Below are 23,626 nucleotides of genomic sequence, written 5' to 3'. Positions count from 1 at the left end.
GCCGAGCCGGGCTAGCCGAGCCGGGCGGCGATCGCGTTGACGGCGGCCCAGCTGAAGGCCATCGCGGGGCCGATCGTCGCTCCCGGACCGGGGTAGGTCTCCCCCATCACCGCCGCCGAGCAGTTGCCGGAGGCGTAGAGGCCCGGGATCGGGGTGGAGTCCTCGCGGAGCACCCGGCCGTCGGCGTCCGTGACGAGGCCGCCCTTGGTGCCGATGTCCCCCGGGTGCACGGGGACCGCGTAGAAGGGGCCCTTGTCGATCGGCGCCAGGTTCGGGTTGGGCAGGGTCGGGTCGCCGTAGTAGCGGTCGTAGACGCTCTCGCCGCGCCCGTAGTCCTTGTCCTTGCCCACCTCCGCGAAGGAGTTGAAGCGGCTGATCGCGGCGGGCAGGGCGGGGGCGGAGATCTGCCGGGCCAGTTCCTCCACGGTGCCGGCCTTCTTCAGGAAGCCGCTCTCCAGCCACTTCTTGGGGAAGGGCTGCCCGGGGAAGAGGCCGGCGAAGATGTACCGGGCCTTGGAGCGGGCGTCCAGGATCAGCCAGGAGGGCACGGTCGACGCCTCGGGCCGGTCGGCGGCGTACATCCGGTCCACGAACGCGTGGTAGGGCAGGGCCTCGTTGGCGTAGCGCTCCCCCGCCTCGTTGACGATGACCATGCCGGGGATGCCGCGGTCGGCGACGAGGAAGAAGGGCTTCTCCCCCGGCGGGCAGACCGACGGCGCGCCCCAGACCTTGTCGAGCAGATCGGTGGCGGCCCCCAGTTCCTCACCGAGCCTGAGGGCGTCGCCGGTCTGCCCCTCCGAGGCGTGCGTCCAGGCCGTGGACGTGGGCGCCGGCAGGTGCTTCTCGCGCAGTGCCTGGTCGTGCGAGAACCCGCCCGAGGCCAGCACCACCCCGCCCCGCGCCGCTACGGTCACTTCGCGCCCGGCGCGCAGGACCCGTACGCCCGTCACCCGGCCGGCCGGGTCCGTGACCAGGCCGGTCAGGGGCGCCGACAGCCACAGTTCGCCGCCGAGCGCGTCCAGGGAGAGCCTCATCCGGGCGACGAGCGCCTCGCCGAGGGAGAGCAGCTTGCGGCCGGTGGCCAGGGCCCTGACGGCGCGCAGGCCGACCTTGGCGGAGGTCTTCTTGCCCGCCCAGGTCCGGCTGACCATGTTCAGGAAGCGGAAGTCGTACGAGGTCATGGTCAGCCCGTACGTGGGCAGTCCGGCCCGGCGCATGGAGGCGCCGAGCGGGCCGAGCCGCTTGAAGTCGACGATGCACGGTTCGATGGAGCGGCCCTGCGCCATGCCGCCCTGGGCCTCGGGGAAGTAGTCCGAGTAGCCGGGGGTGTACATGAAGCGGATCTCGGTGCGGTCGTGGAACTCCCTGACCATGCGCGGCCCGTGCGTGAGGTACGCGTCCTTGCGCGCGGCCGGGACCCGGTCGCCGACGGTGGCGTCGAGGTAGGCGCGGGCCTTCTCGCGGGTGTCGGCGAGGCCGGCGCGGTCGAGGTGGAAGTTGCCGGGGACCCAGATCGCGCCGCCGGACAGGGCGGTGGAGCCCCCGTAGCGGTCGGTCTTCTCCACGACGAGGACGCTGAGGCCCCGCAGCCGGGCGGTGACGGCGGCAGCGAATCCGGCGGCGCCGGAGCCGACGACCACCACGTCGTAGGCGTGCTCGGTGGCGTGTTCGGTGGCGTGCTCGGCTGTCATCCGAAGGCTCCCGTCGCGTAGTCGCTGCGGTAGTAGAGGAGGGGGGAGCCGCCGTCGCGGGCGTTCAGTTCGAGGACTCGGGCCGTGACGAGGTAGTGGTCGCCCGCCTCGTGGACCTCTTCGAGGGCGCAGTCGACGGTGGCGAGGGCGCCGGTGACGCGGACGGCTCCGTGGGCGGAGAGCTCCCAGTCCACGTCCGCGAACTTGTCCTCGCCGCGGCGGCCCAGCGCCTCGCACACGGCGCGCTGCTCCTCGGCGAGGATGCTGACGCCGAACCGGCCGGCGGCCCGGACCTTGGGCCAGCTGGAGGATCCCTTGCCCACGCAGAGCAGGACCAGCGGCGGGTCGAGGGAGAGGGAGGCGAAGGACTGGCAGGCCAGCCCGGCCGGACGGCCGTCGTCCGCGACGGCCGCGACGACGGTGATGCCGGAGGCGAAGGCGCCGAGCACCTCGCGGAACAGGGCCGGGTCGACCGCGCCGGCCGCCGCGGTGGGGCCGGTCAGCCGTTCCACTGGTGGCCCCAGAAGCTGTCGGCGGTGATCTCCTTCGCGGTCCAGGTGGCGGGGTCGACAAGCAGGCCGTCCCAGCCGTACTCGACCTGGAAGCCGCCGGGGGCCTGGGCGTAGAAGGAGACCATGTGGTCGTTGGAGTGCCGGCCGAGGGTGGAGGCGATGGGGATGCCCGCCTTGTTCATGCGGTCGAGGCAGTAGCCGACGTCGTCGAGGGTCTCCAGCTCGACCATGAAGTGGACGATGCCGGGCGGCAGCGCCCCGGGGTAGAGCCCGAGGCTGTGGTGGCGGCGGTTGGGGCTGAGGAAGTGCATCCAGTAGAAGTCCTGGCCGGGCTTGCCGGTGGGGACGGCGACCGGGGGCAGCCGCATCGAGTCGCGCAGCTGGAAGCCGAGGAGGTTCTCGTAGAAGTCGAGGGTGGTCTCGGTGTCGGCGGCGGGCAGGACGACGTGGCCGAGGCCGAGGCTGCCCTCGCGGCCGCCGGTGACGAACCGGTTGCCGTAGCGGGCCGCGAGCGGGGTGTGGTCCTGGGCCTGGCCCCAGTAGATCTCCAGGGGGTTGCCGCTGGGGTCCTCGCAGTGGATGAGGCCCTGGACGCGGCGGTCGGCGAGGGTTTCGGCGTCGCCCTGCTTGACCGGGAATCCGGCGCTCTCCAGTTCGGCGGCGGCGTCTTCGAGGGCGCGGGCGCCCGCCACCTCGAAGCCGGCGGCGAGCAGCCGGTCCTGGGTGCCGGCGACGAACTGGAAGCGGTGGACGCGGTCATCGATGCGGACGTTGAGCAGGGTGTCCGTGCTGCCCGTCGCTTCGGCCATGCCGAGGATGTCGAGGACGTAGGTGCGCCAGGCGGCGAGGTCGGCGGTCTCGATGCGGAGGTATCCGAGTGCGCGGATGTCCATGGGGTGGCTCCTGAAGAAGTCAGTGGAGTCAGTCGAGTCAGTGGAGTCAGTGGAGGAAGAAGTCGGTGGCGAGGCGGTTGAACTCGTCGCGGGCCTCGGTCTGCGCCCAGTGCCCGCAGTGCGGGAAGACGTGCAGGCGGGCGTCGGGGATGCTCTTCAGCGCGAGGAAGGCGCCGTCGACCGGGTTGACGCGGTCCTCGCGGCCCCAGGTCAGCAGGACGGGACGGCTGATGCGGTGCGCTTCGCGCCAGAGCATCGCGGCCTCGGGCCACTTGGCGAAGGAGGCGCCCATGCGGGCGTTGCCGAGCCTGGCCTCGGGGTCGGTGGCCTGGGCGTAGCGCTCCTCGACGAGGGCGTCGGTGACGATCGCCGGGTCGTGGGCGAGGGTGGTGAGGAAGGTCCGCATCTGTTCGCGGGTGGGCTCGGGGGCGAGGCTGAACTCGAAGAGCCGCTTGATGCCTTCGGTGGGGTCGGCGGAGAAGAGGTTGAGGGAGATCCCGCCGGGGCCCATGAGCAGGAGCTTGTCCACGCGCTCGGGGTGGTCCAGGACCAGCCGGGTGGCGGTGCCTCCGCCGAGGGAGTTGCCGATGAAGTGGGCCCGCTCGATGCCGAGTTCGTCCATGAGGGCGATGACGGCGTTCGCGCTGAAGCCGAAGTAGTCGCGGTCGGGTTCCGGCTTGTCGGAGCGGCCGTAGCAGGGCTGGTCGACGAGCAGGGTGCGGAAGTGCTGCGCGAAGTGGGGCAGGTTGCCGCCGAAGTTGGACCAGCCGGAGGCGCCGGGCCCGCCGCCGTGCAGCATGATCACGACGGGCGCCTCGGACGGACCGGCCTCGTGGTAGTGCAGGTTCAGGGCGCCGGCCTTGGCGGTGCGGGAGGTGTTCTCGTACGTCAGTACCTGCGCGCTCACAGCATCGTGTCCTGGATGTCGAGGCCGAGTGCGCCCTGTCCGAACAGCACGAGGGCCCGCTCCGGGTCGTTGGCGGCGTGCCCGCGGCCGGTGTGGACGTCGCGCCAGGCGCGCTGGACGGGGTTGGGGCCGGTGCGCATGGCGCTGCCGCCCGCGTTCTCCATGAGGAGGTCGACGGCGGCGACGCAGCGCTCGGTGGCGAGGACCTGGTCGCGGCGGGCCCGGGTGCGCAGCGGCGTGGGGAGTTCCTCGCCGCGTTCGGCGAGGGCGTAGAGCTCGGCGATGTTGCGCTGGAGCTGGAGCCAGGAGGCGTCGATGTCGCTGGCGGCGCGGGCGATGCGGACCTGGGCGAAGGGGTCCTCGGCGACCTGCTGGCCGTAGGAGATGCGGAAGCGTTCGCGGGTCGCGGCGACGTAGTCCTCGTAGGCGCCTTCGGCGATGCCGACGATGGGGGTGGAGATGGTGGTGGTGAAGACGGAGGCGTAGGGGAGCCGGTAGAGCGGCTCGGGGTTGAGGCGGTGGCCGGGGACCTGGAGGGCGGTGACGGGGCCGAAGCTGAGGGCGCGGTGTTCGGGGACGAACACGTCCTCGACGACGATGTCGTTGGAGCCGGAGCCGCGCAGGCCGACGGTGTCCCAGACCTCGTCGATGCGGTACTGGGAGCGCGGGACCAGGAAGGTCCGCATGTCGACGGGGCGGCCCTCGGCGTCGGTGACCAGTCCGCCGAGCAGGGCCCAGTCGGTGTGGTCGCAGCCGGAGGAGAAGTGCCAGCGGCCGCTGAGGGTGAAGCCGCCGTCGACGGGGGTGACCTTGCCGGTGGGGGCGTAGGAGGAGCAGATCCGCGTGTCGCGGTCCTGGCCCCAGACCTCTTCCTGGGCGCGGGGGTCGTAGAGGGCGACGTGCCAGGGGTGGACGCCGACGACGGAGGCGACCCAGCCGGTGGAGCCGCAGGCCTTGGCGATGTCCTTGACGGCGGCGTAGAAGAGGGCGGGGTCGGCGGCGTACCCGCCGTGGGCCTTGGGCTGGAGCAGCCGGAAGAAGCCGGTGGCGGCGAGTTCCTTGATGCTCGCCTCGGGGACCTTGCGCAGGTTTTCGGCGTCTGCGCTGCGCTCGCGGAGGGCGGGGGCGAGGGCGCGGACCGCTGCGAGGACCTCTTCGTCACTCATGGTGTCCCCTTCTCAGATCAAGGATCTTCGGGTGTTCGGGATCGATGGCGAGGAACGTACGCCGGGTGCTGCGGGCGCGGAACGAGCTGTTCCCGCTGAGCGGGAAGCCGGTCCGAACTCTCAGAAACGACTACTTGAAGTATTACTGAATGAAATAGACCCCTCCGGGTGCTTCCCTCCGGCCGGGGGTGCGTGGCAGGGTCGCCCCAACGCCTCACGCAGGGGGTTTTCTCGTGCTTGACCAGTTCATGGAGCAGGTCGCGGAGACCGGGCTCGCACCGCTTTCGCTGCTGGAGAAGGCCGCGAAGGTGCTGGGCGCCTTCGAGGGTCCGCAGCCGCGGCTGTCGCTCACCGAGGTCGTGCGCCGCTCCGGAATCCCACGTTCCTCCGCCCACCGGATCCTCGACCAGCTGGTGCAGCTGCGCTGGCTGGACCGCGAGGGCCGGGACTACCGCATGGGCATGCGCATGCTGGAGCTGGGCGCGCTCGCCTCCCACCACAACCGGCTGCGCCGGGCCGCGCTGCCGCTGCTGCACGCGCTGCACGAGCAGACGGGCCGGGTGGTGCACCTGTCGGTGCTCGACGGCGCCGAGGTGGTGTGCCTGGAGCGGATCGGCGGCTCGGAGGCCACCACGGTGCCCTCGCGGGTCGGCGGCCGGATGCCCGCGTACTGCACGGCCGCCGGCAAGGCGATCCTCGCCTTCAGCGACCCCGCCGCGGTGGAGCACGTCCTCGCGCAGGGGCTGCGCCCGCGCACCGCGCGCACCCTGATCCGGCCCCTCGCGCTGCGTTCGGAGCTCGCGTCGGTCCGCGAGCGCGGGGTGGCGTACGACCGGGAGGAGAGCTTCCGGGGCATCTCCTGCGTGGCCGCCCCGCTGCGGGGCGCCGGGCGGGCGGTGGCCGCGGTGTCGGTGTCCTCCTGCCGGGGCGACCGGGAGACGGCCCGCCTCGCGCCGGCGGTACTGGCCTGCGCGCGGTCGGTGTGGCGGGAGCTGTACGGGCCGGGCCGGCCGGGGCGGGCCGCGGCCGCGCCGGCCCGGGACCTGGAGCCGGCGGTCTCGGCGCAGGCGATGGACAACATGATGGGGTGGCTGCGGTTCAGCGAGTGGATGTAGTGGGTAGTGGTACCGCAGCGCACGAGTGAACGAGTCCGGGCCCGACCCCTCGCCAGGGGGCCGGGCCCGCGGCCGTTCAGCCGTCGTGGCTTCAGCCGTCGTAGCTGATGCGGATCCGGTCGCCGAGCGGCAGGGCCTGGCAGGCCAGGACGTAGCCCTCGGCCAGGTCCTCGGGGTCCAGGACCTCGTTGCGGACCATCTTGACCTCGCCCTCCAGCACCCGGCAGCAGCAAGCACTGCAGGCGCCTTCGCGGCAGGAGTACGGGGCGGAGACGCCCGCGTCGAGCAGCGCGTCGAGCAGCGGGGTCCCGGCGGGCCAGTCCACGGTGTGCACGGCCCCCTCGAACTCCACCTCGGCGGTGGCGCCGCCGGCGTCGGCGGTGTCCTGCCCGCTCCCCGCCGGGGCGAAGACATCCCCGCTCAGCGAGAAGTACCGCTCGCGGTGGATCGCCCGCCCCGCTCCGCCCGCGGAGCGGATCGCCGCCTCGGCGGCGTCCATCAGCGGAGCGGGCCCGCACAGGTAGGTCTCGCGGCCCGCGTACGGGGCCAGGAGCGGGCCCAGCTGCGGGGTGGTGGGCAGTCCCTGGAGGGTCTCCAGCCAGTGCACGACGGTGAGCCTCCCGGGGTGTTCCTCGGCGAGCCCCCACAGCTCGTCGCGGAAGATCACCGCGCCGGGGTCGCGGTTGGCGTACACCAGGGCGACGTGGCCCGCGCCGGCCAGCAGCGCCGACTTCGCGACGGAGAGCACCGGGGTGATGCCGCTGCCCCCCGCCACGAGCAGCAGGTCCCGGTCCAGGTCAGGCGGGGTGAAGGTGCCCGCGGGGGGCAGGACCTCCAGCTCGTCGCCGATGCGCACCTCCTGGCACAGCCAGCCGGAGCCGACCCCGCCGGGGACCCGTTTGACGGTGATGCGCAGCGGGTCCCCGGCGTGCGGGGACCCGGCCAGGGAGTAGCAGCGGGCCGCGCCGCCAGGCACCCTGACGGTCAGGAACTGTCCGGGTCGGTACGGGAGTTCCGCGTCGAGTACGAGGGAGACCGCCTCGGGGGTCTCCTGGATCCGGTCCGTGACACGGACCAGCAGCCTGCTGGTGGCTCCGCCCGGGGCGGCAGCCGGGGCCGGGCTCCGCACCTCCGCGGCGCGGGACCTCGTAAGGCCTTCGGTGTCAGACATCGGCCGGCACCTCCAGGCGGCCCGCCAGGACGGCGGCCTCGATGCCCGCGCGCAGGGCCTCGCAGGAGCGGACGCGGGCGCTGGGGCGGCCGGCCGCGACCTCGGCCGCGATGCGCGGGCAGACTTCCACGGCCTCCTCGGTCCACTGGACCTGCGTGTGGGCGGGGCTGAACTTCTCGCACAGCACCTGGGTTCCGCACTCCCCGCAGGCCACGGGGGTCATCACGGGGCCCCGGCCGCGCGGCGGGCGAGGTTCTCGGCGACCTCTGCCTTCCAGGCGGCGGTGGCGCGGGCGGTGTCGATCTCGAACTCGAAGCGGCGGACCATCTCGTCCTTGACGTCGGCGGCGTCCACGTAGAACTGCTCGTACCAGCGGCGGAGCTGGTAGACGGGGCCGTCCTCCTCGGTGAGGAGGGGGTTGTCGATGCGGGTCTTGTTCTTCCAGATCTCGACGTCCTGCTCGAAGCCGACGGCGAGGCCCTCGGAGGTGAGGCGGGCGGCGTCGGCGGCCTGTTCGTCGGTCATGCCGGGGAGCTTCTTGACGATGGTGCCGTACATGAGCATGAAGCTGTTGCCGTCGATGGGGTAATGGCAGTTGATGAGGACGGATTCGAGCTCGACGCCGCCGCCGACATCGCTCCACAGCTTGTCGATCATGTACGAGGGGCCGTAGTACGAGGCGTCCGAGCGCAGGCCGCCGCCGGTGGAGAGGGTGCCGAGGTCCACGTCGCCGCGCGGGGTGGACTCCATGTACTGGGTGGCGACGTGTCCGTCGAAGACGTTCTTGAAGTAGTGCGGGAAGGCGTAGTGCACGTAGTAGAAGTGCGCCATGTCGACGACGTTGTCGACGATCTCGCGGCAGTTGGAGTTCTCGACGCGCAGGAAGTTCCAGCTCCAGTCGCTCCACTCGGGGTCGCCGAAGCCCTCGATGACGGGGATCGCGACCTCGGGCGGCGGCGGGTTGCCCTCCGGGTCGTGCCAGACGTAGAGCTGGCCGTTGCGTTCCAGGGAGGTCCAGGCGCGGGTCCGCGCGCGCGGGGGGACGCGGCGGGCGTAGGGGATGGCGGCGCAGCGGCCGTCCCCGGACCATCGCCAGTCGTGGAAGGGGCAGGCGACGGTGTCGCCCTTGACGGTGCCGTGGGCGAGGTTGCCGCCCATGTGGGGGCAGTAGGCGTTCAGGACGCTGAGCTCACCGGAGTTCTCTCCCGTCGCCGACTGTCCTTGGAATACGACGAGCTTCGTGCCGAAGGCCTCGATCTCGTGCGGGGTTCCGTCCCGGAACGTGGCGGCGAGTCCCAGGCAGTGCCAGCCCCGGGCGAAGCGGGTCGGCGTGGGGGCGGCTTCGATGACACGGGGTGCTTCGTCGACTTCGGTCTTTTCGGCCATGGGATGGCCCTCCACTTCGTTGTGGGTGTGCTGCGCGGGTTGGGGGGGGTGACTAGCGGGCTTCGGCGGCGAGTTCGACCGCGATGTCGATGAGCTGGTCCTCCTGGCCGCCGACGAGGCGGCGTTCGCCCGCGCGCAGGAGGATCTGCGCGCCGGAGACCCCGTAGCGCTCGGCCTGCCGGTAGGCGTGCTTGAGGAAGCTGGAGTAGACCCCGGCGTGGCCCATGAGCAGGGCCATGCGGTCGAGCGTGCACTCGTCCTCCATGACGGGGCGGACCACGTCCTCGGCCGCGTCGATGATCTTCAGGACGTCGATGCCGGTCCGGATGCCCATCTTCTGGCAGACGGCGGCGAAGGCCTCGACGGGCGTGTTCCCGGCGCCCGCGCCCAGGCGCCGGGTGGATCCGTCGATCTGGAGCGCGCCGGCGCGGACGGCGGCGACCGAATTGCCCACGCCCAGGCCGAGGTTCTCGTGGCCGTGGAAGCCGACCTGGGCGTCGGTGCCGAGCTCGGCGACGAGCGCCGCGACCCGGTCGGTGACCTCGTCCATGACCATGGCGCCGGCTGAGTCGACCACGTACACGCACTGGCAGCCGGCGTCGGCCATGATCCGGGCCTGCCGGGCCAGGTTCTCGGGGGTGGTGGAGTGGGCCATCATCAGGAAGCCGACGGTTTCCAGGCCCCGCTCGCGGGCGAGCCCGAAGTGCTGGACGGAGATGTCGGCCTCGGTGCAGTGGGTGGCGATCCGGCAGATCTGCCCGCCGTTGTCGTGGGCGGCGCGGATGTCGTCCTTCACGCCGAGCCCGGGGAGCATCAGGAAGGCGATCTTCGCCTGACGGGCCGTATCGGCGGCGATCTTGATGAGCTCCTGCTCGGGGGTCTTCGAGAAGCCGTAGTTGAAGGAGGACCCCCCGAGTCCGTCGCCGTGGGTGACCTCGATGACGGGGACCCCTGCTCCGTCGAGCGCGGAGACGACGGCCCGTACGTCCTCGCCCGTGAACTGGTGGCGCTTGGCGTGCGAGCCGTCGCGCAGGGAGGAGTCGGTGATCCGGATGTCGAGGGTGTCGGAGTACGTCCTCACGGCGGTCACTTCTGCATCCCCTTCGCGAACTCCTCGCCGACCTTGGTGGCGGCGGCGGTCATGATGTCGAGGTTTCCGGCGTAGGGCGGCAGGTAGTCGCCGGCGCCCTCCACCTCCAGGAAGATCGCGACCCGGGCCGTGCCGCCGTTGAGCGGGGAGGGGTCGTCGAACTGCGGCTCGGTGCGCAGCCGGTAGCCCGGTACGTACGAGGCCACGTCCTCGGCGACCTGTTTGACGGAGGCGGCGATGGCGCCCCGGTCGGCGTCGGCCGGGATCGCGCAGAAGACGGTGTCGCGCATGATGACGGGCGGATCGGCGGGGTTGAGGATGATGATGGCCTTGCCGCGGGCGGCGCCGCCGATCTCCTCGATGCCCCGGGAGGTGGTACGGGTGAACTCGTCGATGTTGGCCCGGGTGCCCGGTCCGGCCGAGACGGAGGCCACCGAGGCGACGATCTCCGCGTAGGCGACGGGGACCACGCGGGAGACGGCGTACACCATGGGGATGGTGGCCTGGCCGCCGCAGGTGATCATGTTGACGTTGGCCCGGTCGAGGTGGGCGGTGAGGTTCGCGGGCGGGACGACGGCGGGGCCGACGGCGGCGGGGGTCAGGTCGATCGCCTTGATGCCGAGTTCGGCGTAGCGCGGGGCGTTGGCCCGGTGTACGTAGGCGGAGGTGGCCTCGAAGACCAGGTCCGGCAGCTCGTCCTGGGCCAGCAGCCGGTCCACGCCCTCGTGGGAGGCCTCGACTCCGGCGCGGCGGGCGCGGGCCAGGCCCTCGCTGGCGGGGTCCACGCCGATCATCCAGCGGGGTTCTATGTGCGGGGAGCGCAGGAGCTTGTAGAGCAGGTCGGTTCCGATGTTCCCGGAGCCGACGATGGCGGCGGTCGCTTTCGGCGTGTTCGTCATGGCACCTCAGATGGATCAGATGAAGGAGAGGGACACCGGGCCGAGCCCGGTGAAGTCGGCGGTGTACGTCCGGCCGGCGGCCACGTCCACGGCGCGGGTGCAGGACCCGGGCAGGATGAGGTGGCCCTTGCGGAGCTGGACCCCGAAGCGGGCGACGGTGCGGGCCAGCCAGGCGACGGAGGCGGCCGGATCGCCGAGCACGGCGTCGCTGCGGCCGCTCGCCAGGGTGTCGGATCCGCTGGTCAGGGTGGCCTCGACGGCCTTCAGGTCGAGCTCGCGCGGGTCGCGGCCCTCGCCGATGACGTATCCGGCGGAGGAGGCGTTGTCGGCGATGGTGTCGGCGATGGAGATCCGCCAGTCGGCGATCCGGCTGTCGATGAGCTCCAGCGCCGGGACGACCCGCTCGGTGGCGGCCAGCACGTCGGCCACGGTGCAGCCCTCGCCGGGGAGGTCGGCGCCGAGCACGAAGCCGACCTCGACCTCGACGCGCGGCGCGCAGTACGCGGCGGCGGGCACCGGGGCGTCTTCGTGCAGCTCCATGGAGTGCAGCAGGTGCCCGTAGTCGGGTTCGTCGACGCCCATCATGGCCTGCATGACCGGGGACGACAGCCCGACCTTGTGCCCGGTGACGCGGTCCCCGGCGGCGAGGCGGTGGCGGATGTTGAGGAGCTGGATCTCGTAGGCGTCCTCGGTGTCGATGCCCTCGTACCGCTCGGTCAGCGGCGGTACGGGCGCCCGGCGCAGCTCCGCCCCGCGCAGGTGTGCGGCGGCCTCGCGCCGGAGGGGGTCGTTCAGCATGGGGCCTCCCGGCTGAGGTGGTGTGTGGTGCGGCAGACGGTAGGACGGGGCCGGGGGTGGGCGGGAGGTCCCGTTCCCGCTGAGCGGGAAGGGGTTCGGGCCGGGACCCATCCGGGCCCCGGCCCGCCGGGAGGCCTACGGGGGCCCGCGGCCGCGGTGGATGCCAGCAGGCTCTCCCGGTTCCTGAGCGGCGCCGACCTGCCGAGGCCCTCGCTGCTCCCGGCCCTGTACCGGCTCCTGGCCACCCGGCAGGCCGTGGACCCGGACCGGATGGCGCAGGGCTGGAACCTGCTCTGCACCGCCGCCCGGACCAAGGGGCCGCTGGTGGCGCGCGAGTACAAGGAGGAGGCCTCCCGGATCGCGCTGGAGGAGCACCGCGTGCAGACCGCACGCGACCTGGCCGCCCTGCGCGAGCAGCTCGAACGGGAGCGTGAGCACCGCGACCAGCTCGAAGGGAGCCTCGCCGACGCGTTCGCCCGGGCGGACGGCACCCAGCAGCAGGTGCAGGGGCTGGAGGAGCAGCTGGACCGGGTCGGGCACCGCCTCGGGGAGCTCGAGGACCTGGTGCGGCAGCACGAGTCCGAGCTGCGCCTCCTCCAAGGGGATGCCGAGCGCGGTGCGCAGGCCCAGCGGGAGACCAGCGCGGAGATCTCCGTGTGGCGCGGCAACGCGCCGACCCCCTGGACGGCCGACCCGCCGGAGGTGGCGCGCGCCGTTGCCGCACTCCGGGACGAGGGTGCGGACGAGCAGGCCGACCACCTGCTCGCGCTCGCGGCGAGGGACCTGCCCGTGTCGTTCCTGCCCGGGCTGTACGACGCTTTCGAGGAGACCGGACGGACCGAGCACAGGATCTATCTGGTCAAAGGGCTGAGCCGACGCCGGACGGACCTTGCGGAGATCGCCGCCTCCGGCGCGTTCCACGACCGGGAGGTGCCCGCGGCCGGGGACATCACGTGGAATCCCGCTCTCGGCTCCCCGGCGGCGCTGGTTCCGCTTCTGACCCCGCGGCCGCAGGTGGCCGGTACGGCGCTAGCGTGCCCCGTACACCGGCTGCGGCCGCTCCGATGCCGCGAGGAGCTTGGCCGCCGCCTCCCCCGCCTCCGCCGGGGTCCATCGGGCTCCGCGGTCGGCCGTGGGGCCCGGCCGCCAGCCCTCCATCACCGTGATGCGGCCGCCCTCCGCCTCGAAGACGCGGCCAGTGACCCCCTCCGAGGCGTCGGAGCCGAGCCACACCACCAGCGGGGACACGTTCTCGGGGGCCATCGCGTCGAAGGCCCCGGCTTCGGGGGCCGCCATGGTGTCCGCGAAGGTCTGTTCCGTCATCCGGGTCCGGGCCGCCGGGGCGATCGCGTTGACCTGGACCCCGTAGCGGCCCATCTCCGCCGCCGAGACCAGGGTCAGCCCCAGGATCCCGGCCTTGGCGGCGCTGTAGTTGCCCTGGCCGACGGAGCCGAGCAGCCCCGCTCCGGAGGAGGTGTTGACGACCCGCGCGGCGACCTGCCGGCCCTCCTTCGCCTCGGCCCGCCAGTAGGCCGCCGCGTGCTTCAGCGGCAGGAAGTGCCCCTTCAGGTGGACCCGCATCACGGCGTCCCAGTCGTCCTCGTCCAGGTTCACGAGCATCCGGTCGCGCAGGAACCCGGCGTTGTTGACCAGGGTGTCCAGCCGTCCGAAGGCCGAGACGGCCGTCCCGACCAGTGACGCCGCCCCTTCGGTCGTGGCGATGTCGCCGCCGTGCGCCACTGCTTCCCCGCCCCTCGCCCGGATCTCGGCGACGACCTGCGCCGCCGGGCTGTCCGGCCCGGGCAGCCCGTCCAGGCCGACCCCGAGGTCGTTGACGACGACCTTCGCGCCCTCCTCGGCGAAGGCCAGCGCGTGGGCCCGGCCCAGCCCCCGCCCGGCGCCCGTCACGATGACCACACGGCCTTCGGCAAGTCCCATGTCACTTCTCCTTGTTCGCAGTTGCCGCATCCAGAAAGGCCGGCCGTTCGCCGCCCCCGTGCACGAGCAGGCTGGCCCCGCTCACGTACCCCGCCCGGTCGGAGGCCAGGAAGACGGCCGCTTCGCCCACGTCCGAGGGCTCCGCCAGCCGCCCCAGCGGTACGGTCGCGCCGACGGCCGCGATCCCGCTCTCGTCGCCGTAGTGCAGGTGCGACAGCTCGGTCCGCACCATGCCCAGGACCAGCGAGTTGACCCGTACCTCGGGGGCCCATTCCACGGCCATGGAGCGGGCCAGGTTCTCCAGGCCCGCCTTCGCCGCCCCGTAGGCCGCCGTGCCCGGCGAGGGCCGGGTCCCGCTGACGCTGCCGATCATCACGATCGAGCCCCGGGTCTCCCGGAGCCAGGGGTACGCGGCGACCGAGGCGGTCATCGGGGCGATCAGGTTGAGTTCGACGACCCGTGCGTGGCGCTCCGCCTCGCCCTCCCCCAGCAGCCGGTACGGGGTCCCGCCGGCGTTGTTCACCAGGCAGTCGAGCCGCCCGTGGCGCGCGGCGACCGATGCGAAGAACTCCCGCACGGCCGCCGGATCGCGCAGGTCGACGGCGGTGAACGACGCCGAGCGGCCCCCCTCCGCCACCGGTTCCTCCGGCGGCCGGCGCGCGCAGACGAGGACCTCGGCCCCCGCCGCGAGGAACGACCGGGCGATCCCGGCGCCGACGCCCCGGGTTCCGCCGGTGACGACGACAACCCTCCCGTTGAGCTCCATCGGCTGCTACCTTCCTCACCTAACAAATGTTTGGTGGAAAGGTAGCTGATCCGCTCATGGGTGTCTCCACCTCAAGCCCCGACAAGGGCATCGCACTCGTCACAGTCGACTTCCCGCCCGTCAACGCACTGCCCGTGCAGGGCTGGTACGACCTGGCCGACGCCCTGCGCGCGGCCGGCCGCGACCCGGAGGTCCGCTGCGTGGTGCTGGCCGCCGAGGGCCGCGGCTTCAACGCCGGCGTCGACATCAAGGAGATGCAGCGCGATACCGGCCACGCCGCGCTCATCGGCGCCAACCGGGGCTGCTACGAGGCCTTCGCCGCCGTCTACGAGTGCGAGGTCCCGGTCGTGGCGGCCGTGAACGGCTTCTGCCTCGGCGGCGGGATCGGCCTGGTCGGCAACGCCGACGCCATCGTCGCCTCCGAGGACGCGACCTTCGGACTGCCGGAACTGGACCGGGGCGCCCTCGGGGCCGCCACCCACCTGGCCCGGCTCGTCCCGCAGCACCTCATGCGGACCCTGTACTACACCTCGCGCACCGCCACCGCCGCCGAACTGCACGCGCACGGCTCGGTGTGGAAGGTGGTCCCGCGGGAGGAACTGCGGACGGCCGCCCTGGAGCTGGCCGCCGAGATCGCGAAGAAGGACGGCTACCTCATCCGGCTCGCCAAGGCGGCCATCAACGGCATCGACCCCGTGGACGTGCGCCGCAGCTACCGCTTCGAGCAGGGCTTCACCTTCGAGGCCAACCTCAGCGGCGTGGCCGACCGGGTCCGCGACACCTTCGGCACCAGCGGAGCAAAGGCGGAATCGGCATGACCGACAAGAGCATGACCCCCGAAGAAGCGGTCGGCCGGCTGCACAGCGGGATGACCATCGGCATCGGCGGCTGGGGTTCGCGGCGCAAGCCCATGGCCCTGGTGCGGGCACTGCTCCGCTCCGGGATCACCGATCTCACCGTGATCTCGTACGGCGGCCCCGACGTCGGCCTGCTCGCCGCCGCCGGCCGGATCCGCAAGCTGGTCACCCCCTTCGTCACCCTCGACTCCATCCCCCTGGAGCCGCACTACCGGGCCGCCCGCGAGAGCGGCGCCTTCGCCCTCACCGAGCTCGACGAGGCCATGTTCATGTGGGGCCTGCACGCGGCCGCCAACCGGCTGCCCTTCCTCCCCGTCCGGGCCGGCCTCGGCTCCGACGTCATGCGCGTCAACCCCGAGCTGCGCACCGTCACCTCCCCGTACGCCGACGGGGAGGAGTTCGTGGCGGTCCCCGCCCTGCGCATGGACGCCGCGCTCGTCCACCTCAACCGCGCCGACCGGCTCGGCAACGCCCAGTACCTGGGCCCCGACCCGTACTTCGACGACCTCTTCTGCGAGGCCGCCGACGCCGCCTACGTCTCCTGCGAGCAGCTCGTGGAGACCGCCGAGCTCTCCAAGTCCGGGCCTCCGCAGTCCCTGCTGGTCAGCCGCCACTCGGTCACCGGGGTCGTGGAGACCCCGAACGGCGCGCACTTCACCTCCTGCGCCCCCGACTACGGCCGCGACGAGGCCTTCCAGAAGCTGTACGCGACCACCCCCTGGCCCGAGTTCGCCGAGCGCTTCCTCTCCGGCGGCAGCGAGCACGCCTACCAGTCGGCCGTCCAGGCCTGGCACGAGGAGCAGAAGTGAGCACGACGACCGCGGTGAGCCGTTCGGAATACTGCGTGATCGCCTGCGCCGAGGCCTGGCGGGACAACGGCGAGGTGCTGGCCAGCCCGATGGGCCTGGTGCCCTCCTTCGGAGCCCGCCTCGCGAAGCGGACCTTCTCCCCCGACCTGCTGCTCACCGACGGCGAGGCCATGCTGGTCGGGCTCGACGGCTCGGCCGAGGGCTGGCTCCCGTACCGCCGGCACCTGACCATGGTCACCGGGGGCCGCCGGCACGTGATGATGGGCGCCAGCCAGATCGACCGGTTCGGCAACCAGAACATCTCCTGCATCGGGGACTGGGAGCAGCCGGCCCGACAGCTCCTCGGGGTGCGCGGCGCGCCCGTGAACACCCTGAACAATCCGGTGAGCTACTGGATCCCCAAGCACTCCACCCGGGTGTTCGTCGAGCGCGTCGACATGGTGAGCGGCGTGGGCTACGACCGCGCCGAGGCGGCCGGGGTGACCCGCTTCCACCGGCTCCCCCGCGTGGTCAGCGATCTCGGCGTCTTCGACTTCACCGGCCCGGACCACGCGATGCGGCTGGCCTCCCTGCACCCGGGCGTCACGGTGGAGCAGGTCCGGGCGGCCACCGGCTTCGAGCTGGCCGTCGCCGACGAAGTCCCGTACACCCGGGAGCCGACGGCCGAAGAGCTGCGGCTGATCCGCGAGGTCATCGACCCCAAGGGCCTGCGCGACCGCGAAGTGCGGGTCTGATCCGATGGAGACGGCATTCACGAAGCTGGTCGGGGTCGAGCATCCGATCGTGCAGACGGGCATGGGCTGGGTGGCGGGTCCGCGCCTGGTCTCGGGGGCGGCGAACGCCGGCGCGCTCGGCATCCTGGCTTCGGCGACGATGACGATGGAGCAGCTGCGGGCGGCGGTCCGCGAGGTCAAGTCCCGTACGGACGCCCCCTTCGGGGTCAATCTGCGCGCGGACGCCGGGGACGCGGCCGAGCGGGCGCAGCTGATCATCGACGAGGGCGTCCGGGTGGCCTCCTTCGCGCTCGCCCCGTCGAGGGAGCTGATCGCCCGGCTCAAGGACGCGGGCGTGGTCGTGATCCCCTCGATCGGGGCCCGCCGGCACGCCGAGAAGGTCGCGGCGTGGGGCGCGGACGCGGTGATCGTGCAGGGCGGCGAGGGCGGCGGGCACACCGGTGACGTGGCCACGACCGTGCTGCTGCCGCAGGTGGTCGACGCGGTGGACATCCCGGTGATCGCGGCGGGCGGTTTCAGCGACGGCCGCGGCCTGGTCGCGGCCCTGTCCTACGGGGCCGCCGGCATCGCGATGGGCACCCGGTTCCTGCTGACCTCCGACTCGACGGTCCCGGACGCGGTGAAGGCCGAGTACCTGAAGGCGACCGTGAAGGACGTCACCGTCACCACCGCCGTGGACGGGCTCCCGCACCGGATGCTGCGCAGCGAGCTGGTCGCCTCCCTGGAGCGGGCCGGGCGCGCGAAGGCGCTGGCCAAGGCGGTGCGGCACGCGGCCGGCTTCAAGAAGCTCTCGGGCCTGACCTGGACGGAAATGGTCCGGGACGGCCTCGCGATGAAACACGGCAAGGACCTGTCCTGGAGCCAGGTGCTGCTCGCCGCGAACACCCCCATGCTCCTCAAGGCGTCCATGGTCGAGGGCCGTACGGACCTCGGTGTCATGGCATCGGGCCAGGTCGCGGGCGTGATCGAGGATCTTCCGTCCTGTGCGGAGCTCGTCACCCGCGTCATGGCCGAGGCCCACGCCGTGCTGGACCGGCTGCAGGGCCTCACTCCCCCACATCTTCTCTCCCTCCCCCCGCACCCGCTCGGCACCCTGCCACCACCAGGGTGATTCCCCTTCTCCGTTACAGGAGTTGCCCCAGATGAGCCGTGCCCGAATCCGCCTGGCGACCGCGGTGCTCGCATCCGCCCTCGCCATCGGGACCCTGCCCGCCGCCGCGTACGCCGCGCCGGCCGACAGTGCCGCCACCTCCCGTCACCACTCCCACACCCAGTCGACGGAAACGATCCGCCAGATCCCCCTCCAGGGCGCGGTCAACGTCCGCGACCTCGGTGGCTACCGCACCTGGACCGGAGGCCGGGTCCGTCAGGGCCTGGTCTACCGCTCCGACGCACTGGGCAAGCTGACCGCCTCGGACATCACAGCCGTCGGCGGTCTGGGCCTCACGAAGGTCCTCGATTTCCGCATCCCCATGGAGGTCCAGTACGACGGGGCCGACAAGCTCCCCGCCGGGCTGGCCGCCACCGCCCGCCCGGTCAACGACAACGGCCTGTACGGGCTGCTGATCTCTGCGATAGGCAGCGGTGATCCCGTCAAGCAGGAGCAGATGCTCGGCGGCGGCCGCGCCGAGGCGTACATGCGCGACGTCTACCGCGGCTTCGTGACCAAGCCCGAGAACCGGGCGCAGTTCGCGGCCACCCTCCGCGAGATCGCCGACGGGAACCAGGGCCCTCTGCTGTACCACTGCACCTCGGGCAAGGACCGGACCGGCTGGATGAGCTACATCCTGCTGAACGCGCTGGCCGTCCCGCAGGCCACGGCCGAGCGCGACTACCTGGCCTCGAACACCTTCCGCGCGGCGTACGACGCCCAGGTGCGGGCCGGCATCAAGGCGTCCGGCCGGATGCAGAACCCCGATCTGCTGATCCCGCTCCAGGAGGTCCGCCAGGACTACCTGGACGCGGCGACCACGCAGATGGAGGCCGACTACGGCAGCCTCTACGGCTACCTCACCGAAGGCCTCGGCCTGGACCTGCGGACCCTGGCGAAGCTCCAGGTGAAGATGGTCCGCTAAGCGGCGCCGGACCCGGAAAACACCACTGCGCCGGGCGGCGCGTGCCGCCCGGCGCAGTGGTTCTCACATCAATGCTCCAGATCAGGCGGAGCGGCGGCGGCCCTGACCGGCGCCACCCACGCGGCTGCGGGCCGAAGCCGCGGCCGCACCACCGGAGGGTGCGCCTCCGGTACGACGGCCGCGCTCGCCGGAGCCGCCCGTGGAGCCGCCCTGTCCGCCCTGGCCGCGACGGGCCTGGCCGGAGCCGGAGGCCGCCGCCTGCCCTGCGGCGCCACCGCCGGTACGACGGCCGCGGCCGCCCCCGGCGGCCGGAGCCGCACCCGTGCCGGAGCCGGTGCGCGGACCGCTCGAGCGGCGGCGCGCGCCACCGCCGGAGCCGCCGCCGGCCTGGCCGGCGGAACGCTGGCGCGGCGGGGTGGCCTGCGGCACCTCCAGGACGACCGGGATGCCCGAGGGCTCCTTGGCGCCGGTGAGGCGGGCGAGCTCCTCGTCGGAGGACTTGATCTGCGCGGTGCGCGGGGAGATCCCGGCGTCCGACATCAGGCGGGTCATATCGCGCTTCTGGTCGGGCAGGACCAGGGTGACGACGCTGCCGGACTCGCCGGCGCGGGCGGTACGGCCGCCGCGGTGCAGGTAGTCCTTGTGGTCGGTCGGCGGGTCCACGTTGACGACGAGGTCGAGGTCGTCGATGTGGATGCCGCGCGCGGCGACGTTCGTCGCCACCAGCGCGGTGACCTCGCCCGTCTTGAACCAGTCGAGGGTCCGGTTGCGCTGCGGCTGCGAGCGGCCGCCGTGCAGGCCGGAGGCGCGGACGCCGTCGGCGAGGAGCTTCTTGACCATGCGGTCGACCCCGCGCTTGGTGTCGACGAACATGATCACCCGGCCGTCACGGGCGGCTATGCGCGTGGCCACGGCCTTCTTGTCGGTCTCGTCCATGACGTACAGGACGTGGTGCTCCATCGTGCTGACCGCGCCGGCGGACGGGTCGACGGAGAAGGCGACCGGGTCGGTCAGGAACATCTTGACGAGCTTGTCGACGTTCTTGTCGAGGGTCGCCGAGAACAGCATGGTCTGGCCCTCGGGCGCGACCTGCTTGAGCAGGGCGGTGACCTGCGGCATGAAGCCCATGTCGGTCATCTGGTCGGCCTCGTCGAGGACCGTGATGGCGACCTGCGAGAGGTCGGCGTCACCGCGGTCGATGAGGTCCTTCAGGCGGCCGGGGGTGGCGACGAGCACCTCGGCGCCGCGGCGCAGGGCGCCGGACTGCCGGTTGATCGACATGCCGCCGACCACGGTCGCGGTGCGCAGGTTGACGGACGTGGCGTACGGGGCCAGGGCGTCGGTGACCTGCTGCGCGAGCTCACGGGTCGGTACGAGGACCAGGGCGAGCGGCTGCTTCGGCTGGGCGCGGCGGCCCGCGGTGCGGGCGAGCAGGGCCAGGCCGAAGGCCAGCGTCTTGCCGGAGCCGGTACGGCCGCGGCCGAGCAGGTCACGGCCGACGAGGGAGTTCGGCAGGGTCGCGGCCTGGATCGGGAACGGCTCGGTGACGCCCTGGGCGGCGAGGGTCTTCAGCAGCGCCTCGGGCATGTCCATGTCCCCGAAGGAGTCCACCGGCGGCAGGGCCGGGGCCAGCGGTTCGGGCATGGTGAATTCTTGGGGCCTGGCTACGGGGGCGGACTTCTGCCGTCCCGCGCCAGCCTTCGGACGTCCCTGGGCCGCACCTCGACCCCGGGTGGGGCGGCGGCTGGGTCGTGCGGAGCTGGAGCTGGTCATGCGAGAAAGCCCTCCTGAAACCGGCAGGTACTGCAGAAAACGCTGCAATCAAATGGTGCGAAACAGCAGACAAGCCGGGGCCCGCACCTACTCGGTGCGGACCCCGGCGTGCTGACTGCCTTAGGCGGGGAGGATGTTCTCCGCCTGGGGGCCCTTCTGGCCCTGGGTGACGTCGAAGGACACGCGCTGGCCCTCGTTGAGCTCACGGAAGCCCTGGGTGGCGATGTTCGAGTAGTGGGCGAAGACGTCCGGGCCGCCACCGTCCTGCTCGATGAAGCCGAAGCCCTTTTCCGAGTTGAACCACTTCACGGTGCCAAGTGCCATTTTTGAATCTCCTGAATAGGCGGCAAAGGGCCCCATCCGGAGATTCCGGCAAAACAATAAAAGCGCCTGTCGGAGCATTCCCGTCAGGCGCACATAAAGTTCATGGGTACCACAACTGCAACGAGCTCTAAGCTAGCACACGTCGGTCGGGCAGTGTCGCCGCGAGCATGTGACCTCCGTCCTGGGTGGGTCCGGCGCGCAGCTTCCCGCCCACCTCCGCGAGGGCGCTGCGGAGCCCCGGAATGCCCATCCCGCCGGAGTCCAGGACGATCCGCTCCCCCTCCGGGGCGGTGTTGACCACGTCGAGGCGGACCTCCCCGTCCCCGGTGTAAAGATTCATCCGAACGGCGGAGCCGGGGGCGTACTTCGCCGCGTTGGTGAGCCCCTCGCGGGCTATCCGCAGCAGCAGCCGCCCGTCGGCGGCCGGGAAGGATCCCAGGCCGGGCTGGGTGTGGTGGGTGATCTCCATGCCGGTGGCCCGCATGTTCCGGGCCAGGGAGCCCAGGAAGCGGCCCACGTCGACGGGTGTGGTGTAGGCGCGACTGCCCGCGGGGTCGTTCAGCATGTCCAGCACCTCCCTGACCTCGGCCATTGCGGCCCGGGCCGATTCCTCCACGGCTCCGGCCGCCTCCCGGACCCGGGGGTCGGCCCCGGCGTCCAGCCGCAGGGCGGCGGCCTGCATCGTGAGGGCGGTGAGGCGGTGGCCGAGCCCGTCGTGGGTGCGCTGGGCCAAACGGGTGCGTTCCTGGACCACCGCCAGGTCGGCGGCCTGGTCCACGGCGGCATGGGCCTGGCGGGCCCGCTCGCGCAGCGCGGCCATGACGTGCCGGTTGCGGCGCACGGTCTCCCCGTACAGGGCGGGCACGAGGATGGAGCCGAGGACGAAGGAGGCGGGGTCGCGCCCGGCGTACCCGAGCGGCAGGAAGAGGTCGCGGGTGGTGGCGTAGACGACGCCCATCAGCAGGACCCCGACCCAGCGGTGGGACCGGCCGTACGCGGCCAGGGCGTAGGCGGCGAAGACGAGGGGGCCGCGGTCGTCGGAGATCACGGTGGCGGCGGTGGCGGCGAGGGCCGGGATCCAGGGGTGGGAGCGGCGCCAGAGCAGGCAGGCGGCCGCGAGCCAGCCGGCGGCCAGGCTCGTGGGGTAGTCGGTGACGAGGCCGAAGCGGTGGACGTCGTGGAGGTTGAGGGTGGTGAGCAGTCCGCAGAGCAGGGCGAGCCAGCTGTCGGTGCGGCGGGCGCGCACGGGGTCCGGGGCCCCGCTGCTCTCCCCGGTCAGGGTGCGCAGACCCCGTTCCAGCAGCTGTCCGGTGCGACCGGGCACGGCCTGCATGACCCCACCACCCCCCTCATCGGCACACAGATGTGCGCAGAGCATGCCAAAGCGTCCCCCCAGGTTGCCCTTCTTCCGCCGAAGGGGCATCCCGGGGGGACGCGTTCTTGGTGGCCCGGCCGGCTCCTTACAGGGAGACGCCGTGGCCGTTCAGCCAGGTGACCGGGTTGATGTCGGCGCCGTAGCTGTTGCTGGAGCGGACCTCGAAGTGGAGGTGCGGTCCGGTGGAGTTGCCGGTGTTGCCGGAGCGGCCGATCTGCTCGCCGGCGGAGACGCGCTCGCCTTCGGAGGCGGTCGCCGAGGAGAGGTGGGCGGAGAGGGAGTAGCGGCCGTCGTCGTGCTTGATGACCACGGCGTTGCCGTACGCGCCCTGCCAGCCGGAGGAGACCACGGTGCCCGCGGCAGCGGCCCGGACCGGGGTGCCGGTGGACACCGCGAAGTCGATGCCGGTGTGGTAGCCGGCGGACCAGCCGCCCGCCTGGTGGTAGCGCGCGGAGATGGTGCCGCCCGAGACGGGCAGGGCGCCGTCGGCGCTGCTGCGGGAGCTGCTCTTGGAGGAGCTCCCGGAGTCGGACTCCTCGGAGGAGCTCGACGAGCTGGAGGACTTCGGCGCGGCCGGGGTGCTGCTGCGGCCGGAGTCGGAGGAGGCACCGGAGCCGGAGCCGTACGCGAGGCGCTGGCCCGGGAAGATCACGTCCGGGTCGGACCCGATCACCGAGCGGTTCTCGGAGTAGAGGGTCTGCCAGCTGACGCCCAGTTCGGAGCCGATGGTGCCGAGGGTGTCGCCGCTGGCAACGGTGTAGCTGTTGGCGCCCTGGGACTTCGGGGCGGCCGGGGCGGCCGGGGCCTCGGCGTTCTTGTTCGCCGTGGAGGTGCCGGTGCCCTTGGCCGGGGCCTCGGGGGCCGGTCCGCCGCGCTGCAGGCCGGCGAGCTTGCCGCAGGAGGGCCAGGCGCCGGGGCCCTGGGTCGCGAGGACCTTCTCGGCGACGGCGATCTGCTGCGCCTTGGTGGCCTGGTTGGCCTGGGGGGCGTACTGCCGGCCGCCGAACTCCGCCCACGTGCTGGAGGAGAACTGCAGGCCGCCGTAGTAGCCGTTGCCGGTGTTGATGCTCCAGTCGTTGGTGGACTCGCACTGGGCCACCTTGTCCCACGTGCCGACCGACGCGGCGGACGCGGGCTGTGCCACGAGACCCACGGCGGCGGGTGCGGCGATACCGGCGACAACGAGACCGGCGAGGGTACGAGCAGACGGGAAAGACATGCGGAGTTCCTGACTTCGGGGACATTGCGGAGGCCGGTGCATCCGGTGAAGCGGTGGTGCGTTCGGCCTCGGTAACCACCGTCCGGGAGGGCGGGGGGTCCCCGAAGTCCCCGAAAGAGGACAAGCGC

The 23,626-nt window shown here is 72.4% G+C and carries 24 protein-coding genes; 6 read left to right on the top strand and 18 right to left on the bottom strand.

The window, feature by feature from the left end; all coding sequences use genetic code 11:
* Positions 1-11 precede the first annotated feature (11 nt).
* From NLX94_RS17205 to hsaA, 5 genes are read right to left on the bottom strand one after another with little or no spacing between them, the layout of a single operon-like run.
* Positions 12-1,691, bottom strand: coding sequence for an FAD-dependent oxidoreductase (locus NLX94_RS17205; RefSeq protein ID WP_254383706.1), 1,680 nt, complete (start codon positions 1,689-1,691; stop codon positions 12-14).
* Positions 1,688-2,203, bottom strand: a complete 516-nt coding sequence (locus NLX94_RS17200; protein WP_254383705.1) for a flavin reductase family protein — start codon at positions 2,201-2,203, stop codon at positions 1,688-1,690. The genes NLX94_RS17205 and NLX94_RS17200 overlap by 4 nt, the downstream gene beginning before the upstream one ends.
* Positions 2,191-3,096 carry a VOC family protein gene (locus tag NLX94_RS17195; RefSeq protein ID WP_254383704.1) on the bottom strand — a complete coding sequence of 302 codons (906 nt, stop codon included), beginning with the start codon at positions 3,094-3,096 and terminating at the stop codon, positions 2,191-2,193. The genes NLX94_RS17200 and NLX94_RS17195 overlap by 13 nt, the downstream gene beginning before the upstream one ends.
* 46 nt (positions 3,097-3,142) lie before the next feature.
* A complete protein-coding gene (hsaD, locus tag NLX94_RS17190; protein ID WP_254383703.1) occupies positions 3,143-4,003 on the bottom strand; it encodes a 4,5:9,10-diseco-3-hydroxy-5,9,17-trioxoandrosta-1(10),2-diene-4-oate hydrolase in 861 nt (286 codons plus the stop codon).
* Entirely contained in the window at positions 4,000-5,169 is a 1,170-nt protein-coding gene (hsaA, locus tag NLX94_RS17185; RefSeq protein WP_254383702.1) for a 3-hydroxy-9,10-secoandrosta-1,3,5(10)-triene-9,17-dione monooxygenase oxygenase subunit, read from the bottom strand. The genes hsaD and hsaA overlap by 4 nt, the downstream gene beginning before the upstream one ends.
* Positions 5,170-5,402: 233 nt before the next feature.
* On the opposite strand from hsaA, the gene NLX94_RS17180 reads away from it, so the two are divergent.
* Complete coding sequence (locus tag NLX94_RS17180) at positions 5,403-6,284, top strand: IclR family transcriptional regulator (RefSeq protein ID WP_254383701.1); 882 nt, start codon at positions 5,403-5,405, stop codon at positions 6,282-6,284.
* Between the two features lie 91 nt (positions 6,285-6,375).
* Here the strand turns inward: NLX94_RS17180 and NLX94_RS17175 are convergent, their stop codons facing one another.
* The 9 genes from NLX94_RS17175 to NLX94_RS17135 all read right to left on the bottom strand — a co-directional run bounded on the left by NLX94_RS17175 (position 6,376) and on the right by NLX94_RS17135 (position 14,332).
* Complete coding sequence (locus NLX94_RS17175; protein WP_254383699.1) at positions 6,376-7,455, bottom strand: ferredoxin--NADP reductase; 1,080 nt, start codon at positions 7,453-7,455, stop codon at positions 6,376-6,378.
* A complete protein-coding gene (locus NLX94_RS17170) occupies positions 7,448-7,678 on the bottom strand; it encodes a ferredoxin (protein ID WP_254383697.1) in 231 nt (76 codons plus the stop codon). The genes NLX94_RS17175 and NLX94_RS17170 overlap by 8 nt, the downstream gene beginning before the upstream one ends.
* Positions 7,678-8,841 carry a Rieske 2Fe-2S domain-containing protein gene (locus NLX94_RS17165; RefSeq protein ID WP_254383696.1) on the bottom strand — a complete coding sequence of 388 codons (1,164 nt, stop codon included), beginning with the start codon at positions 8,839-8,841 and terminating at the stop codon, positions 7,678-7,680. Before NLX94_RS17165 ends, NLX94_RS17170 begins: the two co-directional genes overlap by 1 nt.
* Before the next feature lie 52 nt (positions 8,842-8,893).
* Positions 8,894-9,922: a 4-hydroxy-2-oxovalerate aldolase gene (gene dmpG, locus NLX94_RS17160; RefSeq protein ID WP_254383964.1), complete on the bottom strand. Its 1,029-nt coding sequence runs from the start codon at positions 9,920-9,922 to the stop codon at positions 8,894-8,896.
* 5 nt (positions 9,923-9,927) lie between these two features.
* On the bottom strand, positions 9,928-10,830 hold the full coding sequence (locus tag NLX94_RS17155; RefSeq protein WP_254383695.1) for an acetaldehyde dehydrogenase (acetylating): 903 nt from the start codon (positions 10,828-10,830) through the stop codon (positions 9,928-9,930).
* 15 nt (positions 10,831-10,845) lie between these two features.
* Entirely contained in the window at positions 10,846-11,628 is a 783-nt protein-coding gene (locus tag NLX94_RS17150) for a 2-keto-4-pentenoate hydratase (protein WP_254383693.1), read from the bottom strand.
* Positions 11,629-11,763: 135 nt separating this feature from the next.
* Positions 11,764-12,474 carry a hypothetical protein gene (locus tag NLX94_RS17145; protein WP_254383691.1) on the bottom strand — a complete coding sequence of 237 codons (711 nt, stop codon included), beginning with the start codon at positions 12,472-12,474 and terminating at the stop codon, positions 11,764-11,766.
* Between the two features lie 183 nt (positions 12,475-12,657).
* Positions 12,658-13,566 (bottom strand): SDR family oxidoreductase, encoded by a 909-nt coding sequence (locus NLX94_RS17140; RefSeq protein WP_254383690.1) that lies wholly within the window; start codon positions 13,564-13,566, stop codon positions 12,658-12,660.
* 1 nt (position 13,567) lies between these two features.
* Positions 13,568-14,332 carry an SDR family oxidoreductase gene (locus tag NLX94_RS17135; protein ID WP_254383688.1) on the bottom strand — a complete coding sequence of 255 codons (765 nt, stop codon included), beginning with the start codon at positions 14,330-14,332 and terminating at the stop codon, positions 13,568-13,570.
* Between the two features lie 56 nt (positions 14,333-14,388).
* Here NLX94_RS17135 and NLX94_RS17130 point away from each other — a divergent pair, with 56 nt between their 5' ends.
* From NLX94_RS17130 to NLX94_RS17110, 5 genes are read left to right on the top strand one after another with little or no spacing between them, the layout of a single operon-like run.
* Positions 14,389-15,150 carry an enoyl-CoA hydratase family protein gene (locus NLX94_RS17130; RefSeq protein ID WP_254383686.1) on the top strand — a complete coding sequence of 254 codons (762 nt, stop codon included), beginning with the start codon at positions 14,389-14,391 and terminating at the stop codon, positions 15,148-15,150.
* Entirely contained in the window at positions 15,147-15,998 is an 852-nt protein-coding gene (locus NLX94_RS17125; RefSeq protein ID WP_254383684.1) for a CoA transferase subunit A, read from the top strand. The genes NLX94_RS17130 and NLX94_RS17125 overlap by 4 nt, the downstream gene beginning before the upstream one ends.
* The gene (locus NLX94_RS17120) at positions 15,995-16,732 is read left to right on the top strand and encodes a CoA-transferase (protein WP_254383682.1); all 738 of its coding nucleotides are present in this window, start codon (positions 15,995-15,997) and stop codon (positions 16,730-16,732) included. Before NLX94_RS17125 ends, NLX94_RS17120 begins: the two co-directional genes overlap by 4 nt.
* A gap of 4 nt (positions 16,733-16,736) precedes the next feature.
* Positions 16,737-17,843 carry a nitronate monooxygenase family protein gene (locus NLX94_RS17115; RefSeq protein ID WP_254383680.1) on the top strand — a complete coding sequence of 369 codons (1,107 nt, stop codon included), beginning with the start codon at positions 16,737-16,739 and terminating at the stop codon, positions 17,841-17,843.
* Between the two features lie 31 nt (positions 17,844-17,874).
* On the top strand, positions 17,875-18,807 hold the full coding sequence (locus NLX94_RS17110; RefSeq protein WP_254383678.1) for a tyrosine-protein phosphatase: 933 nt from the start codon (positions 17,875-17,877) through the stop codon (positions 18,805-18,807).
* 81 nt (positions 18,808-18,888) lie between these two features.
* Here the strand turns inward: NLX94_RS17110 and NLX94_RS17105 are convergent, their stop codons facing one another.
* From NLX94_RS17105 to NLX94_RS17090, 4 genes are all read right to left on the bottom strand, one after another.
* Positions 18,889-20,580 (bottom strand): DEAD/DEAH box helicase, encoded by a 1,692-nt coding sequence (locus NLX94_RS17105; RefSeq protein WP_254383676.1) that lies wholly within the window; start codon positions 20,578-20,580, stop codon positions 18,889-18,891.
* A 120-nt stretch (positions 20,581-20,700) separates the two neighbouring features.
* On the bottom strand, positions 20,701-20,904 hold the full coding sequence (locus NLX94_RS17100) for a cold-shock protein (RefSeq protein ID WP_112447913.1): 204 nt from the start codon (positions 20,902-20,904) through the stop codon (positions 20,701-20,703).
* A gap of 127 nt (positions 20,905-21,031) precedes the next feature.
* Positions 21,032-22,237, bottom strand: a complete 1,206-nt coding sequence (locus NLX94_RS17095) for a sensor histidine kinase (RefSeq protein ID WP_254383675.1) — start codon at positions 22,235-22,237, stop codon at positions 21,032-21,034.
* A gap of 127 nt (positions 22,238-22,364) precedes the next feature.
* A complete protein-coding gene (locus NLX94_RS17090; RefSeq protein ID WP_254383674.1) occupies positions 22,365-23,498 on the bottom strand; it encodes a peptidoglycan DD-metalloendopeptidase family protein in 1,134 nt (377 codons plus the stop codon).
* Positions 23,499-23,626: the final 128 nt, after the last annotated feature.

It is taken from the genome of Streptomyces sp. TBY4, from assembly GCF_024213195.1.
Taxonomy (GTDB): Bacteria; Actinomycetota; Actinomycetes; order Streptomycetales; family Streptomycetaceae; genus Streptomyces.
Note: the sequence above shows the minus strand (reverse complement) of the source record. Positions and strands in the feature narration are given on the sequence as shown.

Bases quoted from the DNA above. Each gene is read 5' to 3' on its own strand.
- NLX94_RS17205 (WP_254383706.1), bottom strand. From the start codon at position 1,691: ATGACAGCCGAGCACGCCACCGAACACGCCACCGAGCACGCCTACGAC.
- NLX94_RS17195 (WP_254383704.1), bottom strand. From the start codon at position 3,096: ATGGACATCCGCGCACTCGGATACCTCCGCATCGAGACCGCCGACCTC.
- hsaA (WP_254383702.1), bottom strand. From the start codon at position 5,169: ATGAGTGACGAAGAGGTCCTCGCAGCGGTCCGCGCCCTCGCCCCCGCC.
- NLX94_RS17175 (WP_254383699.1), bottom strand. From the start codon at position 7,455: ATGTCTGACACCGAAGGCCTTACGAGGTCCCGCGCCGCGGAGGTGCGG.
- NLX94_RS17170 (WP_254383697.1), bottom strand. From the start codon at position 7,678: ATGACCCCCGTGGCCTGCGGGGAGTGCGGAACCCAGGTGCTGTGCGAG.
- NLX94_RS17165 (WP_254383696.1), bottom strand. From the start codon at position 8,841: ATGGCCGAAAAGACCGAAGTCGACGAAGCACCCCGTGTCATCGAAGCC.
- NLX94_RS17155 (WP_254383695.1), bottom strand. From the start codon at position 10,830: ATGACGAACACGCCGAAAGCGACCGCCGCCATCGTCGGCTCCGGGAAC.
- NLX94_RS17150 (WP_254383693.1), bottom strand. From the start codon at position 11,628: ATGCTGAACGACCCCCTCCGGCGCGAGGCCGCCGCACACCTGCGCGGG.
- NLX94_RS17140 (WP_254383690.1), bottom strand. From the start codon at position 13,566: ATGGGACTTGCCGAAGGCCGTGTGGTCATCGTGACGGGCGCCGGGCGG.
- NLX94_RS17135 (WP_254383688.1), bottom strand. From the start codon at position 14,332: ATGGAGCTCAACGGGAGGGTTGTCGTCGTCACCGGCGGAACCCGGGGC.
- NLX94_RS17130 (WP_254383686.1), top strand. From the start codon at position 14,389: ATGGGTGTCTCCACCTCAAGCCCCGACAAGGGCATCGCACTCGTCACA.
- NLX94_RS17125 (WP_254383684.1), top strand. From the start codon at position 15,147: ATGACCGACAAGAGCATGACCCCCGAAGAAGCGGTCGGCCGGCTGCAC.
- NLX94_RS17115 (WP_254383680.1), top strand. From the start codon at position 16,737: ATGGAGACGGCATTCACGAAGCTGGTCGGGGTCGAGCATCCGATCGTG.
- NLX94_RS17110 (WP_254383678.1), top strand. From the start codon at position 17,875: ATGAGCCGTGCCCGAATCCGCCTGGCGACCGCGGTGCTCGCATCCGCC.
- NLX94_RS17105 (WP_254383676.1), bottom strand. From the start codon at position 20,580: ATGACCAGCTCCAGCTCCGCACGACCCAGCCGCCGCCCCACCCGGGGT.
- NLX94_RS17100 (WP_112447913.1), bottom strand. From the start codon at position 20,904: ATGGCACTTGGCACCGTGAAGTGGTTCAACTCGGAAAAGGGCTTCGGC.
- NLX94_RS17095 (WP_254383675.1), bottom strand. From the start codon at position 22,237: ATGCAGGCCGTGCCCGGTCGCACCGGACAGCTGCTGGAACGGGGTCTG.
- NLX94_RS17090 (WP_254383674.1), bottom strand. From the start codon at position 23,498: ATGTCTTTCCCGTCTGCTCGTACCCTCGCCGGTCTCGTTGTCGCCGGT.